Source organism: Phytohabitans sp. LJ34 (assembly GCF_052068095.1).
Classification (GTDB): domain Bacteria; phylum Actinomycetota; class Actinomycetes; order Mycobacteriales; family Micromonosporaceae; genus Phytohabitans.
This window is the reverse complement of sequence record NZ_JBQHDG010000046.1, coordinates 13,600-28,805: the sequence shown is the minus strand read 5'-3', so window position 1 is coordinate 28,805 and position 15,206 is coordinate 13,600. Positions and strand designations below refer to the sequence as shown.

The following is a 15,206-nucleotide window of genomic DNA, read 5'->3' as shown; positions in this document are numbered from 1 at the left end:
AAGACCCGAAGTCAGTCCGTCGTAGGGTCAGACCCCCGACGGGAGGTGCTCACAAACATCATCTCTGTCCGTCGTGGTCGCTCTCCGTTGCTCCCGCGGCCTCACCCATCCGCTGTTGGTCGCGGTTACCCCATTAGCACTCCGACCATCAGGATGGTTGAAGTGCCCGACGTTTTGTCCACATTGTCGCTGGCCAGGTCGGCAGCAAGGGCCTTTCGTGGCGCTGAGTAACCGTAGAGGTGGCCGTGAGCAGACCAGCGCCGGCATACGGCACGGCGAACACCGCGACCACCCACCAAGAAGGGTGAACAAGCCGGGGACGGCCCGGCCGGAGCCCGAGACCCCGCAGGAGGCGCCGCACTAACCGCAACCACAAGCGAAGCCGAAACCGCAGAGCAAGGAACAACCGGCTCGAACTTCGAAATCGAAGATGCTGCCGCAGGCCGTAGCGCTGCGTTATTTCCATGCGAGCGGCAGCCACGCGCCTCAGCCGGTCTGGGTTGGTTGTGAAGCGCGGAGGGTGAGGCCGCGGGAGCAGCGGTCCGGACCACCGCGGACATCGCGGTAGCTCAGATCTTCGAAATGGGTTATGGGACCTTGTACTCCAGAAGTGGAGTGCCGTCCTTTTTGGTGAGTGTGATCCGGGTGAGCTCGCCCGGCGAAAAGCTCGTCATCCCGGTAAAGCCGACGTCGGCGCCGGGAGAGACCGCCCACGAGCCGATCGCTTCCTTTTCGCCCTCGGAGTCCCACGCGTACAGCCGGTAGGTGTAGGTCTTGCTCTCGCCGCTGTGCATCGGGTAGGCGCAGTGCATCGTGATCTCGGTGCCGAACTTCGTGGCGGTGAGGCCGATCTCGGCGGTGACCGGGATGTCGCCGACGACGGACTTCATCGCGAACATTCGCGGCTTGACCGGCCCGGGCGACGCGGTGCCCTCCGCCACGGGCGGCGCCTGGGTGCCGGCCGAGCTGCCGTCGCGCAGGATGCCCGCTCCGAAGCCGGCGAACAGGGCGAGGCAGGCGGCGGTGAGCACCGAGCCGGCGGTACGCCAGCGCCGGGTGGCTCGCTCCTTGCGGCGCGCGTGCGCGACGGCGTCGAGCAGCTCGGGCATGCGCGACTCGGAGGAGGGTGCCGAGGCGATCTGCTCCAGGCCGGCCGGGTCGAGCCTCCCCAGGAGACCCGGCAGCACAGCGACCTCACCGACCGCCTCGCGGCAGATCGGACAGTCGGCCAGGTGGCGTTCGTAGCCGGCGCGCTCGCTCGGAGACAAGGCACCGAGCACGTAGGCACCGCTGTCGTACGCGTAGTCGCACCTCATCTCGTCACCCCCATCTCCTCGAGTACCAGGCGCAGCGAACGCAGCGCGTAGTGCGTACGGGATTTCACCGTGCCCGGCGGTACGCCGAGCCGGGTCGACGCTTCGGCGACCGAGCGCCCCTCGTAAAAGCACTCCACGAGCACCTCGCGGTGCGACGCGGAGAGCCGCCCGAGAGCCTCGGCCACGGTCCACGCCTCGACCGCCCGGTCTGCCTCGTCTACCGCGGGCGGCGGCTCGGGCAGCTCGTCCGTGACGATCTCCCCGACCCGGGCGGAGCGCCGCCGCCACGCGTCGATTGCCAGGTTGCGCGCGGTGGTGAACAACCATGCCCGCACCGAGCCGCGTTGCGGATCCAGTGCTTCGGGATGCCGCCACGCGCGCAGCAGCGTCTCCTGCACCAAGTCCTCGGCTCGTTGCCGGTCGCCCCCGGCCAGCCGGAGCGCGTGAGCGAAAAGTGCGTCGCCATGCTCGTCCTGCAAGGCACGCATCAACTGGGCATCCTGGTCGGTCAAGCCACCCCGGCCTCCTCTCGATCTGTCTTACGCAGGGATCGGCCGGACGGTTCACTTCTGGCCGCTCGTGGCGGTGTTCACCTTCCGTTAATGTCGGGGCTGAGCAGCGCTCATGACCTGCTCTTAGCGTCCGGCACGCGTGTTCTCGACCGCGGCCAGAGGTCGGCGCGGCCCTCCCGAGCACGCACCAACCAGCGAGGAGGCTCTTCTACATGAGCGAGCAACCGCGATTGCTTCCGATTCTTGGCCAGAACCACTCCGGACGCAGCGCGATGACCTGCATGTACCGCTGCGGAAACGCGTGTGACCACCCGGTGCCGAACGAGTCGGACAACCCGTACTTCGGCGACGTCGTCCAGACCGAGGTGTCCCGCCGGGGCGTCGTGCGGGCGGGCGCCGTCGGCGCTCTCGTGCTCGGCTTCGCGGGTGCCGGCGCGGCCTCCGCGGCACCGGCGCTGGCCGCGCCGGCCGGCGGCGGCGAGGACGCGCTCACCGCGTACCACGGTGGTGGGGGTGAAGCTCCGGCCGCCGCGCTCACGTTCAGCACCATCCCGCCGAACAAGCTCGACAACTTCGTCGTGCCCAACGGGTACGACCACTCGGTGGTCATCCGCTGGGGCGACCCGGTGGAGCCGGACGCGCCGGCGTTCCGGCTGGACCGCCAGTCGGCGTACAGCCAGTCGAAGCAGTTCGGCTACAACAACGACTTCCTCGCGGTGCTCCCGCTCGACAAGCACGGCGAGCGTGCCCTGCTGGTGGCCAACCACGAGTACACCAACGAAAACCTGATGTTCGCCGGCTTCACCACGCTCGACGCGCTCTCGGTGGAGCAGATCAGGGTAGCCATCGCCGCGCACGGCCTGTCGGTCGTGGAGCTCGAGCGGGTCGGCCGCACCGGCGAGTGGAAGCTCGTCACCCGCGGGGCCCGCAAGTACAACCGGCGGATCACCGCGCTGGCGACCCGGTTCGATCTCACCGGTCCGGCGGCCGGCTCGGCGTACCTGAAGACCGCTGCCGACCCGCGCGGCAAGACCGTCATCGGCACGCTGAACAACTGTGCCGGCGGCGTCACCCCGTGGGGCACGATTCTGAGCGGGGAGGAAAACTTCAACCAGTACTTCGTCGGCGGCGACGCCGTGCCCGAGGCCGACAAGCCCAAGCTGGCCCGCTACGGCATCAGCACCACCGCCCGCTACCCCAGCGACAGCCGCAAGTGGGACCGCGCCGACGAGCGCTTCGACCTCGCCAAGCACCCCCACGAGGCCAACCGGTTCGGCTGGATCGTGGAGCTCGACCCGTTCGACCCGGACGCGCGGCCGCGCAAGCACACCGCGATGGGCCGGTTCAAGCACGAGGGCGCCAACGTGATCGTGGCCAAGAGCGGCTACGTCGCGGCGTACATGGGCGACGACGAGCGGTTCGACTACCTGTACAAGTTCGTGACCGACAAGAAGATGGCCAAGGGCAACTCCTGGCAGGCGCGCAAGCACAACCTGACGCTGCTGGAGTCCGGCACGCTGTACGTGGCGAAGCTCGACTACACCAGCGCCAGCGAGATCGACGGCTCGGGCAAGCTGCCCTCTGACGGCGCGTTCAACGGCACCGGCAAGTGGATCCCGCTGGTGCGCGGCGACAAGTCGTACGTGTCCGGCATGACGGCCGCCGAGGTGCTCACGTTCACCCGGCTCGCCGGCGACGCGGTCGGCGCCACCAAGATGGACCGCCCCGAGGACGTCGAGCCCAACCCGGTCAACGGCAAGATCTACGTGGCGCTGACCAACAACAGCAACCGCGGCACCGGCACCAACCCCAAGGCGGACGAGGCCAACCCGCGCACGGCCAACCGGCACGGGCACATCCTCGAGCTGACCGAGGACGGCGGCGAGCACACGAGCGAGACGTTCACCTGGTCGGTGCCGATCGTCTGCGGCGACCCCGCCGACCCGGCCACCTACTTCGCCGGGTACGACAAGACCAAGGTCTCGCCGATCTCCTGCCCGGACAACGTGGCCTTCGACGGCGCAGGCAACCTGTGGATCTCCACGGACGGCAACGCCCTGGGCACCAACGACGGCCTCTTCGCCACCCCGGTCGAGGGCCCGGAGCGCGGCCACCTCAAGCAGTTCCTCACGGTGCCGATCGGCGCCGAGACCTGCGGCCCGGTCATCACGACAGACCACAAGTCGGTCTTCGTCGCGGTGCAGCACCCCGGCGAGCTCACCGGCGCCTCGATCGAGAAGCCGGCCTCCACGTGGCCTGACGGCGACTACGCCAAGCCGGGCGTGGTCGTCACCTGGCGGCACGACGGCAAGGCCGTCGGCAGCTAGGGCCTCGTTTTGTCGGGGCGCCTCCGTGTGTCGGCGGGGGCGCCCCTTCAATCTTGACCAAATTCCGATTGGGCTACCGCGATGTCGCGTCGTGGTCCATGCCGTTGCTCCCGCGGCCTCACCCGTCCGCTGTTGGTCGCGCTTACCCCTTTGCGGACTCCGACCGCGGGGGGCGGCGGTGTCTGTCCACAATGTCGCTTGCTCAGCCGCCCTCGTCGCCCCTCGTAACCGCAGCGACGGCGCGAGTGGTGCGAGATTCGAGATCTTGGCGACTCAGGGCGCCTCGCCTTTCGGATTGTTCCTTGCTCTGCGGTTTCGGCTTCGCTTGTGGTGCGGTTAGTGCGCCTCCGGCGGGGTCTCGGGCTCCGGCCGGGCCGTCCCCGGCTTGTTCACCCTTCTTGGTGGGTGGTTGCGGTGGGAGCCGTGCCGTATGCCGTCGTCCAGGCAAAGCCGAGCAGACCAGCGCCGAGGCCGGGGCCGCCTTTTGTCTGATCGTCACCGTTCGGGGGTCGTGGCGGCCCCGGCGCTGGTCTGCTCCCCGGGCGGGTGGACGACGGCATACGGCACGGCTCGGGCTTCGCCCGCTGCTGCGGCAAGGGGCGGGCCGGCCGCAGAAGGGGGTCATGACCGTTTCAGCCGACTACTTGCAGGCAGATCTTTCCAGGTCCGTGTCAGCGATAGACCGTATTGCGCCCCGCTCGCAAGGTCCGCTCCGGCCCATCGGGCTATCGGTTACATGGCGTCACCGGCCGGGATCGGGGGCTTTGAGATCTAGGACAGTTAGGGTTGATATGGCGCCCTAATTCTCCAAGATCTCGAATCTTGTGACGCGTGCACGGCGACGGCGGTTACTTGAAGCGACGAAACCCCTTGTTGTTGCGAGATCGCCGATCCGAGACCAGACATTGTGGACAGGGGCGACTACGGCCCAGCGGCGGATGGGTGAGGGCCGCGGCTGCGGCGGTCCGGACCACGACGGATATCGCGGTGGCTAGTGAGATGTCGAGCAGGTAGAGGCCGTAGCCCGCATCTCCCACGTGACGGGACCATCGGGCCAGGATCTGGAAGGCGCCGTGATCGTTAGCCCAAAACCCGTGTGACACGCCGACACGAACGCGGGTTTCGGGCTAACGATCACCGAAGCGCCGTGGATACCAGGCTTACGAAGCCTTGCTTCGCCGGGCCACAAGCCGGCAAACCGCGAACGTGAGGGGCGCCATTTTTCGGCCCTTGCGTCTCCTTGATCCGGAAGTCTTACGCCGCGTCACCTCCGTGCGGGCGGCCACCAAGCGTTCACGCCGGCATAGGTCACGTCCGTCCCCTGCCGGCCAAGATCCCGACAAAATCCTTGCTTTTGTTGCCTCAGAACGCGCGCGAGGCAACAAATGCAGGGATTTTGCTGGCAACACAGCCTTCTCGGCGGGGATCGGGGCGCGCGGTCGGCGAGCTGGGCGAGGCAGTGCGCCCCCGGTGGGGGCGCGGTTGCCCCGGGCGCGCGGCGGCTACTTCGTCGCCCTCCGCCGGGGTTGACGAGCTGGCCGGGACCAGCAGCGGACGGGTGAGGCCGCGGGAGCAACGGCATGGACCACGACGCACATCGCGGTAGCCCGGATCTGCTTCTCAACAGATCTAGGCGTCGGCGGCCATCGCCTCGGACAGCTCCTTGGCGACGGAGGCCAGGCGGTTGCGCACGACGCGGGCCGTGGTCATCAGCTCGGCCGCGGGCATCGCGCACGCCAGCACCACCCGGCGCTCCATGTCCTTGTCGGAGCTGACGAGCACGGCCGCGCAGCCGACGCCCTGCCGGTACTGCCCCATCTCCAGCTGCATGCCGCGCCGGTCGCCGGCGGCCAGGTCGGCCTCGAACGCCTCCGGCGTGGTGAGCGTCTGAGCGGTGAAAGACCGCATGCCCCACTCCTTGAGGTACCGGAAGCGCTGATCGGGCGTCAGCGTGGACAAGAGGGCCTTTCCCAATGCCGTGGCATGGGCGCCGTCGTCGAAGCCGGGGACCAGATCCTCCAGATACGGCGAGCGGGGGCCCTCCGCCGAGGCGGTGATGGCCACCCGGCCACCCACGAAACGGCCCACGTAGTGGCTGTAGCCGGTCTCCATCGCGGCCCGGCGCAGCGACTCGCCCACGGTCGCCGGCCCGCGGAACGCGGCGACCAGCTCCCGGTAGCGGTCGGCCACTTCGAGTCCGACGATGTAGGTGCCGTCTTCGCGCCGGATCACGTAGCCCTCGTAGGCAAGGGTGCGCACCAGGTGGTACGTGGTGGCGACCGTCAGCTCGCAGCGACGAGCGATCTGCTTGACCGTCAGGCCCCGCGGTGCCCTGCCGACCGCCTCCAGGACACGCAGCGCACGCGAGACGCTACGGATCAGATCCGAAGGTTCCGCCAAGGGGTCGCGCACAACCACCTCCGCCGGCCGGGGACTTACACCATATGAAAAACCGCCCGAGAGCGAAATGCCCGTTCGGATCGAAGGCACCGGATGTACGGCGACCGTCGGTGGGCGGGGCGCCACGTTGCGTTGGTTTACCCCGTTTTTCAGCGGCTTATGTCCACATTCGATCTTCATGTTCTGGAGATGGAATTTTCTTCGCGTCCACGTTCGACATCTGCTCGTTCGGGCGCATGTCATTTTTCGCGCCACGAGCGGCCAAGCCGTCGAGCACGCAACGAGATGCGTCGTTGCGCGGTCAGAACATAGTGATGTACGCCACTGTCTTTCACGCCGCCATGGCGGGTGTCAGTTGGTGCGGTCGGCGATGAAGTCGCAGAGGGACTCGAGCGCCAGCTTCGGCGCGCTGTCCGGCAGCGGGGACAGCCGGGTGCGCGCGTCCTCCGCGTACATGCGCACGGTCTCGCGGGCCCGCTTGAGCGCCGGTGACTCGCGCAGCAGCCCCAGCGCCTCCGCGTGCAGCGCGTCGTCGGTGACCGGGCCGGCCGCGAGGATCTCGCGCAGGCGGGTCGACGCGGCGTCGGCGTCGTCGGAGGCCAAGGCGTAGAGCACCGGGAGCGTGGGCACGCCCTCGCGCAGATCGGTGCCGGGCGTCTTGCCGGACTGGGCGGAGTCGGACGCGATGTCGAGCAGGTCGTCGGAGAGCTGGAAGGCGACACCGATCGTCTCGCCGTAACCCGCCAGGGCCTCGATGTGCTCGGGCGCCGCGCCGCCGAACATGCCACCGAAGCGGGCCGACGTCGCGATCAGCGAGCCGGTCTTTTCCGAGATGACGTCGAGGTAATGCGCGACCGGATCTTCGGCGCGCGGGCCGACCGTCTCGGCGATCTGGCCGTGCACCAGGCGGGCGAACGTGCGGGCCTGTAGCCGCACCGCCTCCGGACCCAGCTCCGCGGCGATGTCCGCGGCGCGGGCGAAGAGGTAGTCGCCGACCAGGATGGCCACCGAGTTGGTCCAGCGGGAGTTGGCGCTGGGTGCGCCACGCCGCACGAGCGCCTCGTCCATCACGTCGTCGTGGTAGAGCGTCGCCAGGTGAGTGAGCTCCATCACCACGGCGGCCGGCACGACAAGTGGGGCGCGTGGGTCGCCGAAGTGGGCGCCCAGCGCCACCAGCAGCGGGCGAAACCGCTTGCCACCGGCATCAACGAGGTGGCGCGCCGCCTCGGTCACGAAAGGGTCGGCACTCTTGACGCCAACCCTCAGTTCTTCTTCGACCACGGCCAGCGTCTGCCGCACCGAAGCCTCGAGAGCGGGATCGACAAAATCGAGCCCGATCGACGTTAATCCGCCCGTAACCTGCGCCCCGCCCACGCACCAACGATGCCACACCGCCCGGACGACCGGTGGGGCAGGGAGTGCTACAGGACCTACCTCACACACCCGCCTCGCCGGGGCCGCGGGCTAGGGATTTCATCGGCAAGGTCGATCTGCCTGTGCGCCTAGCCTCAGGGTTCACGCAGCCCGGAAACTTCTTCAGACGCCGCTTCCTCCGACCGGGAGCCGTCGGGAGCCGGTCGGGATCGGTCTCGAAGGCTCGCCGGAGAGCGGCGGCGACGGCGCCGGCCGGAGGTGTCGATCATGCCGCCACCCGCACCCGCGTCGCAGCTCCGTCCGGCACCGCCACGCGTCGCCTCCCCTCGGGCGCCGAAACGAGGCGACGCGGAGCGCCGGCACGGCAGCCCGGTCACCACGCTCGGCGGCTCCGTCGCCGCGTTGGCCCCGGCGCTCCAGGACGCGGTCCGCAACGCCGCGGTGGTCTCGATGGCCATGCGGACCAGCCGCCCCGAGACGCCCGAGCAGGCACCGACGACCGCGTCCGCCCTGGCCGGGCCGGCCCCGGCTGTATCTGGCTGATCATCCAGTTGGTGAAGCTGATCATCCGCTTCGTCGCCTGGCTGCTGGAGAAGGTGCGGGAACTGCTGCGGCGGCTCCGGCGGATGCTCCGGGAGCGGCGAAGGCGCCGCCGCAGGTCGCGCCGGACACCGCTGACCTGGAACGCCTCACTCTCGTACGGCGTGGTCACCGCGTCGGGCGGCATGCCGGGCACGCTGGACACCACGGCCAGGCTTCCGGCCAGGGCGCCCTTGCACGCCCACCACGTCTGGCCGAAGTACGTCGGCGGGCCGGAGGTGCAGCCGCTCATGTCCGTCCGGGACACCGTCCACATCAGCACCCTCCACCCGACCCTGCACCCCGTGCTGGCCGCCTCGGCCGCCGGGATGGGCTACCGGATCGTGTCGAACCGCACGAACACCGAGTTCATCCAGCATCTGCGGGCGAACATGGCCGACCGGCGGATCTTCGCGGCCGACATGACCGCCTACTACGTGGGGCTGAACAGGATCACCCGCCCGACGATCCCGCCACCGGCGTACTCTCGCGGCATCGCCCACTCCCTTCCCCGGATCTGACATGCGACGCACCTGGACGGTCGCCCTGTTCGAGCACGAGCAGCCCGACGCCCGCGCCCAGCGCGCGACCCGCCGCCTCGTCGACGAGTGGAACAGCGAGCAGACGCCGGCCCTGACGACGCTCCCCGGCCCCGACTGGATGCCCACGTCGTGGCGCGCCACCTTCGACGAGGCCGCGCGTGACCGCGTGGAGTCCCTGCGCGCCCGCCTCGTGGCGGCCCACGATTCCGACGGCGTCGAGTACCACTTCGCCTGGCGAGACCACGTCGAGGAGGAGGACTACGCCTCCGCGGACTTCATCGGGCTGCTCGGCGCGGAGCCCGACCTCTCGTTCCGCTTCCTCGTCAACGAGCAGACCGCGTTCACGCCCGCGCCGCCCTGCCCGACCTGCGGAGCCCAGGGCCCACTGGACGTCGCGCAGGACGAGCCCCTGGTGATCGACCGAAAGCTGCTCGACCGCGCCCTCGCCGACCTGGAGCGCCCCGCACCCGGCGGCTGGGACGCGGTGGGCCTTCCGTACGGGCGGCTGCTCGTCTCGCACAGGCTGCTCGCGACCCTGCGGGAGCGGCACGCCCGCGGCCACCGGACCAGCCCGGTGATCGACGCGGCCACCGGCGAGCCCGCCGACGAGTTGGTCCAGCTCTCCGCGGACCGCGCGGTGCTGGTGCCGTGCCCGGAGCACACCCGTGTGGACGGCGGTGGCATCTGCCCGACCTGCGGCACCAGCCACGGGACTCTCGACGGCTACTTCTGGATCCGGGACGACTGGCTCGACGACGACGAGGTCATCTCCCAGCACCCGAGCCGGGCGGCGGTGCTGAGCCTCAGCCGCCGGCTCCTCGAAGCGGTGCGGTCGTCCGCCCCGAACGGCGTCCGGCGAAACGGCGTGACGATGGTCTGCCGCCACCGGGCCGGCGGCGACCGGCGGTCAAACCCGACGCGCTAGAGACCTTTCGGAGTCGGAGGGTGGCTTCGCCCCCCATTTAGGACAGAGACTTGAGCTACCGCGACGTCCGTCGTGGTCCAGACCGCTGCTCCCGCGGCCGCACCCGTCCGCCGCTGGTCACCGCACCCCTACGCCCAACCGACGGAGGGGAAGGGGGCGGGGTTGACCGGGCTCACGCCAGCCCGACCCCGAAAGGTCTCTAGTGCGGCCACAAACGTTGGCCGGCTTCGCCGGCCCGGACACCTTGTGGCCGCGCTAGCGGACGAACTCGGCCGCGTTCGCGGTCAGGTCGAGCAGTGGGGCCGGTGCGACACCCAGCACGAGCGTGGCGACCACACCGATCATGAGCGCGGCCGCGGTCAGGCCGCCGGGTACCGACACGGCGGGCGTGCTCTCGCCGGGCTCGGAGAGCCACATCATGACCACCACGCGCAGGTACGGGAACGCGAGCAGCATGCTCGTGACCACACCGAAGATCACCAGCCACGCGTCGCCGGAGTCGAGGGCCGCGCCGAAGACCGCGAACTTCGCGATGAAGCCGCTGGTCAGCGGGATGCCCGCGAACGCCAGCAGGATGAACGTGAAGATGCCGGCGAACAGCGGCGAGCGGCGGCCCAGCCCGGCCCAGCGGGACAGGTGGGTGGCCTCGCCGTCGGCGTCGCGCACGAGCGTCACGATGGCGAACGCGGCGATCACGGTGAAGCCGTACGCCACGAGGTAGAACATCGTGCTGGACAGGCCGTCCTTGGACAGCGCCAGCACGCCCACCAGCAGGTAGCCGGCGTTGGCGATCGACGAGTAGGCGAGCAGCCGCTTGATGTCGGTCTGCGTCACCGCCAGCACCGCGCCGACGAGCATCGTGAGCACCGCGATCGCGCCGAGCACCGGCGTGTAGTCCCACGCGGCGCCGTCGAACGCGACGTACAGCACGCGCAGCAGGGCACCGAACGCGGCGACCTTGGTGCAGGCCGCCATCAGGCCGGTGATCGGCGTCGGCGCGCCCTGGTACACGTCCGGCGTCCACACGTGGAACGGCGCCGCGGCCGCCTTGAACAGCAGGCCGATCGAGAGCAACGCGATGCCGCCGTACAGCAGCACGGTGCTCTGCGTCGACTCGCGCACCGCGTCGTGGATCGAGCCGAACTGCACGCTGCCGGCGTAGCCGTACACCAGCGCGACGCCGAACAGGAAGAACGCCGAGGCGTACGCGCCGAGCAGGAAGTACTTCAGCGCCGCCTCCTGGCTGAGCAGCCGCCGCCGGCGGGCGAGCGCACACAGCAGGTACAGCGGCAGCGAGAAGACCTCGAGCGCCACGAACATGGTCAGCAGGTCGTTGGCCGCGACGAACAGCAGCATGCCGGCGATGGCGAACACCGCCAGCGGGTAGATCTCCGTGGCGCCCTGCGAACGCGCGGCCTGGCGGCGGTCGGCATCCGAGCCGACCGTGATCGCCGCCTGGGCCACGAACGCGCCGCCCTGCTCCAGCGACCGGTCGCCGACCAGCAGCAACGCCATCAGGCCGAGCAGGATGATCGCGCCTTGCAGGAAGAGCGTCGGGCCGTCGATGGCCACCGCGCCGCCCGCGGTGAGGATCCTCGTGTCCGCCTCGAACACGATGACGACGAACGCGGCCACGAGACCGGCCAGCGCCAGCACCAGCTGGGTGGTACGGCGGGCCGTGCGGGGCAGCACCGCTTCGAAGAACACGCCCACGCAGGCGACGCCGAACAGGATCAGCATCGGCGCGACGGCGCCGTAGTCGATCGGCGGAAGTTGGAGATCTTGCATCAACGCGATGCCTCCTGAACGGCGGGCGCGGGATCAGACTTGTCCACGTCCTGCATGGTCGCCTGTACGGCGGGGTTGATGACGTCGGTGACCGGCTTCGGGTAGAAGCCGAGCAGCAGCAGGAGCAGGATCAGCGGGGCCACCACGACCTTCTCCCGGATGGTCATGTCGCGCCGCATCCCGTCCACAGTGCTCAGTGCCGGGTTGAGCGTGCCCTGCGTAGTGCGCTGCACCATCCACAGCACGTACGCGGCGGCCAGGATGATGCCCGCGGTCGCGATCACCGCGACCGTCTTGTTGACCGTGAACGTGCCCACCAGCACCAGGAACTCGGAGATGAACGGCGCCGTGCCGGGCAGCGCGAGCGACGCCAGACCGGCGAAGAACAGCACGCCGGCCAGCAGCGGCACGAGCTTGCCGGCCCCACCGAAGTCGCTGACCAGCGCGGAGCCGCGGCGGGCCACGAACATGCCCACGACCAGGAAGAGCAGGCCGGTGGCGAGGCCGTGGTTGACCATGTAGAGCACCGCGCCGGTGCCGGCCTGCGTGGTGAACGCGAAGATGCCGATGCCGATGAACCCGAAGTGCGCGATCGAGGTGTACGAGACCAGCCGCTTGAGGTCGTTCTGCCCGACCGCCAGCAGGGCCGCGTAGATGATGCCGATCAGCGCGATCGCCAGCGCGTACGGCGCGAACCAGCGGGACGCCTCGGGGAACAGCGGCAGGCAGTACCGCAGGATCCCGAAGGTGCCGACCTTGTCGAGCACACCGACCAGCAGCGCGGCCGAGCCGGCCGGCGCGGCGCCACCGGCGTCCGGCAGCCAGGTGTGGAACGGGAAGAACGGCGCCTTGATCGCGAACGCGACGAAGAAGCCGAGGAACAGCCACCGCTCGGTGCCGGTGGAGAAGTCGGCCGACAGCAGCTGCTGCCAGTCGAACGTCTTGCCGCCCAGCACCCACAGCCCGATCACCGCGGCCAGCATGAACAGGCCGCCGACCAGCGAGTAGAGGAAGAACTTCACCGCCGCGTACTGGCGCTGGTGGCCGCCGTACGAGCCGATGAGGAAGTACATCGGCACCAGCATGATCTCGAAGAACACGTAGAACAGGAACACGTCGGCGGCCGAGAAGACGCCGAGCATCGTGCTCTCCAACGCGAGCAGCAGGGCGAAGTAGACCGGCACGCTGCGCTTGGAGGCGTCCGCGTCGTGCCACGACGCCAGGATCACCAGGGGTACCAGGATCGCGATCAGCAGCAGCATCACCAGCGCGATGCCGTCGACGGCGAACGTGAACCGCGCGTCCCAGGCCGGGATCCACGTGTACGACTCGCGGAACTGGAAGCGCTCGCCCCCCGCGTCGTACGCGATCCACATCACGACCGCGAGGACCGCGACGGCGACCGACCAGATCAGGGCGACCCGCTTGGCGAGCTCCGGCTTGGCGCGCGGCAGGAACGCCACCACCAGCGCACCGACCAGCGGCGCTCCGGTCAGGATGGACAGGAACGGAAAGTCACTCACGCCAACCATCCCAGCTGGAGAGCGAGAAACGCGGCTACGACCAGCAGCGCACCCGTGAGCATGGACATCGCGTACGACCGCACGAACCCGGTCTGTAGCCGGCGCAGCCGGCCCGACCCGCCCCCGACCGCGGCGGCGAGCCCGTTGACGAGGCCGTCGACGCCGCGGTTGTCGAGGAAGACAAGCGCCCGGGTGAGGAAGATGCCGGGCTTTTCGAAGACCGCCTCGTTGAACGCGTCCGCGTAGAGGTTGCGCCGCGCCGCCATCACGATTGGGCCAGCGGGCTGCTCCTGCTCGGCCGTGCCGTTACGGAACAGCGCGTAGGCCAGGCCGGCGCCGAGCACCGTGACCACAAGGGACAGTGTGGTGATCAGCCCGTGAGACAGCACCGCCTTGTGCTCCTCGTGCTCGCCGAGCACCGGCGTCAACCAGTCCACGACGCTTGTCGACATCAGCCAGCCGGCGGCGACCGAGCCGACCGCCAGCAGCACCAGCGGCACCCACATGACCGGCGGCGACTCGTGCGGGTGCTTGATGTCCTCGGTCCACCGCTTGGGCCCGTGGAACGTCAGCACGAACAGCCGGGTCATGTAGAACGCGGTGAGCGCGGCGCCGAGCAGGGCCGCCATGCCGAAGAGCCAGGCGGTCCAGCCCTCGCGCTCGAAGGCAGCCACGATGATCGGCTCCTTGGTGAAGAAGCCGGAGAACGGGAACATGCCGATGATCGCCAGCCACGCCAGGCCGAACGTGACCCAGGTGATCCGCATGTACCGCCACAGGTCGCCGAAGCGCCGGATGTCGGTCTGGTCGTGCATCCCGTGCATGACCGAGCCGGCGCCGAGGAAAAGGCCGGCCTTGAAGAAGCCGTGCGCCAGCAGGTGGATGATCGCCAGCGCGTACGCGCCGCCGCCGAGCCCGACGCCGAGGAACATGTACCCGATCTGGGAGACCGTCGACCAGGCCAGCACCCGCTTGATGTCGTCCTTCGCGCAGCCGATGATGCAGCCGATCAGCAGCGTGAGCGCGCCGACGCTGACCACGACCGTCTGGAGCGTCTCGTTCGCCGAGAAGACCGGGTTGGACCGGGCGATCAGGTACACGCCGGCGGTGACCATCGTGGCCGCGTGGATGAGCGCGGAGACCGGGGTCGGGCCTTCCATCGCGTCCGGCAACCAGGCCTGGAGCGGGAACTGGCCGGACTTACCGGTCGCGCCGAGCAGGAGCAGCAGCCCCATCATCAGCACCACGCCGGAGGAGAGCTCGCCGACGCCGTTGAACACCCCGTCGTAGTTGACGGTGCCGAGCTGCTGGAACATCAGGAAGATGGCGACCGCGAAGCCGGCGTCGCCGACCCGGTTCATCAGGAACGCCTTCTTGCCCGCGGTGGCCGCCGACGGCCGGTCGTACCAGAACGCGATCAGCAGGTACGACGCGAGACCCACGCCCTCCCAGCCGAAGTAGAGCATCACGAAGTTGTTGCCGAGCACCAGCAGCAGCATCGCGGCGGCGAAGAGGTTGAAGTATCCGAAGAACTTGCGCCGCCCCGGGTCGTGCTCCATGTAACCCACCGCGTACAGGTGGATGAGGGAGCCGACGCCGGTGATCAGCAGCACGAACACCGCGGACAGCGGGTCGAACAGCAGCCCGAAGTCGACGTGGAACGAGCCCACCGAGATGAAGTCGAAGAGCTTCACCTCGGCCGACTTGTTGTCGAGCCCGCGCAGCTGGAAGAAGTAGATCAGGCCCAGCACGAAGGTGACGGCGATGCTGCCGACGCCCAGCACGTGCCCCCACTTGTCGGCCCGCTTGCCGAGCACCAGCAGGATCGCCGCGCTGGCGAGCGGGATGGCCACCAGCAGCCAGACGGTGGACAGGAAACCATCCGCGGCCGCGTATTCCACGGTCTCGTGCATATCCGCC

11 protein-coding genes are annotated in these 15,206 nt (G+C 69.2%); 4 read left to right on the top strand and 7 right to left on the bottom strand.

Annotated elements, in window-relative coordinates:
- Positions 1-587: 587 nt before the first annotated feature.
- A complete protein-coding gene (locus tag ACTMTJ_RS44650) occupies positions 588-1,316 on the bottom strand; it encodes an anti-sigma factor family protein (protein ID WP_441225114.1) in 729 nt (242 codons plus the stop codon).
- Positions 1,313-1,807, bottom strand: coding sequence for a sigma-70 family RNA polymerase sigma factor (locus tag ACTMTJ_RS44645; protein ID WP_441225116.1), 495 nt, complete (start codon positions 1,805-1,807; stop codon positions 1,313-1,315). Before ACTMTJ_RS44645 ends, ACTMTJ_RS44650 begins: the two co-directional genes overlap by 4 nt.
- A gap of 233 nt (positions 1,808-2,040) precedes the next feature.
- Here ACTMTJ_RS44645 and ACTMTJ_RS44640 point away from each other — a divergent pair, with 233 nt between their 5' ends.
- Positions 2,041-4,155 carry a PhoX family protein gene (locus ACTMTJ_RS44640; RefSeq protein WP_441225112.1) on the top strand — a complete coding sequence of 705 codons (2,115 nt, stop codon included), beginning with the start codon at positions 2,041-2,043 and terminating at the stop codon, positions 4,153-4,155.
- A 1,629-nt stretch (positions 4,156-5,784) separates the two neighbouring features.
- Here the strand turns inward: ACTMTJ_RS44640 and ACTMTJ_RS44635 are convergent.
- Entirely contained in the window at positions 5,785-6,567 is a 783-nt protein-coding gene (locus ACTMTJ_RS44635) for an IclR family transcriptional regulator (protein WP_441225110.1), read from the bottom strand.
- Positions 6,568-6,906: 339 nt separating this feature from the next.
- Positions 6,907-7,929, bottom strand: coding sequence for a polyprenyl synthetase family protein (locus ACTMTJ_RS44630; protein WP_441225108.1), 1,023 nt, complete (start codon positions 7,927-7,929; stop codon positions 6,907-6,909).
- A gap of 267 nt (positions 7,930-8,196) precedes the next feature.
- Here ACTMTJ_RS44630 and ACTMTJ_RS44625 point away from each other — a divergent pair, with 267 nt between their 5' ends.
- Genes ACTMTJ_RS44625 through ACTMTJ_RS44615 form a run of 3 tightly spaced genes read left to right on the top strand, consistent with a single transcriptional unit; the run spans position 8,197 to position 9,975 of the window.
- Entirely contained in the window at positions 8,197-8,472 is a 276-nt protein-coding gene (locus ACTMTJ_RS44625) for a hypothetical protein (protein WP_441225107.1), read from the top strand.
- A gap of 11 nt (positions 8,473-8,483) precedes the next feature.
- Positions 8,484-9,029: a hypothetical protein gene (locus ACTMTJ_RS44620; protein WP_441225106.1), complete on the top strand. Its 546-nt coding sequence runs from the start codon at positions 8,484-8,486 to the stop codon at positions 9,027-9,029.
- Position 9,030: 1 nt separating this feature from the next.
- Complete coding sequence (locus ACTMTJ_RS44615; RefSeq protein WP_441225104.1) at positions 9,031-9,975, top strand: hypothetical protein; 945 nt, start codon at positions 9,031-9,033, stop codon at positions 9,973-9,975.
- 255 nt (positions 9,976-10,230) lie between these two features.
- On the opposite strand, the gene nuoN is transcribed toward ACTMTJ_RS44615, so the two are convergent.
- From nuoN to nuoL, 3 genes are read right to left on the bottom strand one after another with little or no spacing between them, the layout of a single operon-like run.
- Positions 10,231-11,763, bottom strand: coding sequence for an NADH-quinone oxidoreductase subunit NuoN (gene nuoN / locus ACTMTJ_RS44610; protein WP_441225102.1), 1,533 nt, complete (start codon positions 11,761-11,763; stop codon positions 10,231-10,233).
- A complete protein-coding gene (locus ACTMTJ_RS44605) occupies positions 11,763-13,286 on the bottom strand; it encodes an NADH-quinone oxidoreductase subunit M (RefSeq protein ID WP_441225100.1) in 1,524 nt (507 codons plus the stop codon). The genes nuoN and ACTMTJ_RS44605 overlap by 1 nt, the downstream gene beginning before the upstream one ends.
- Complete coding sequence (gene nuoL, locus ACTMTJ_RS44600) at positions 13,283-15,199, bottom strand: NADH-quinone oxidoreductase subunit L (protein WP_441225099.1); 1,917 nt, start codon at positions 15,197-15,199, stop codon at positions 13,283-13,285. Before nuoL ends, ACTMTJ_RS44605 begins: the two co-directional genes overlap by 4 nt.
- Positions 15,200-15,206 lie beyond the last annotated feature (7 nt).

Bases quoted from the DNA above. Each gene is read 5' to 3' on its own strand.
- ACTMTJ_RS44650 (WP_441225114.1), bottom strand. From the start codon at position 1,316: ATGAGGTGCGACTACGCGTACGACAGCGGTGCCTACGTGCTCGGTGCC.
- ACTMTJ_RS44640 (WP_441225112.1), top strand. From the start codon at position 2,041: ATGAGCGAGCAACCGCGATTGCTTCCGATTCTTGGCCAGAACCACTCC.
- ACTMTJ_RS44625 (WP_441225107.1), top strand. From the start codon at position 8,197: ATGCCGCCACCCGCACCCGCGTCGCAGCTCCGTCCGGCACCGCCACGC.
- ACTMTJ_RS44615 (WP_441225104.1), top strand. From the start codon at position 9,031: ATGCGACGCACCTGGACGGTCGCCCTGTTCGAGCACGAGCAGCCCGAC.
- nuoN (WP_441225102.1), bottom strand. From the start codon at position 11,763: ATGCAAGATCTCCAACTTCCGCCGATCGACTACGGCGCCGTCGCGCCG.
- nuoL (WP_441225099.1), bottom strand. From the start codon at position 15,199: ATGCACGAGACCGTGGAATACGCGGCCGCGGATGGTTTCCTGTCCACC.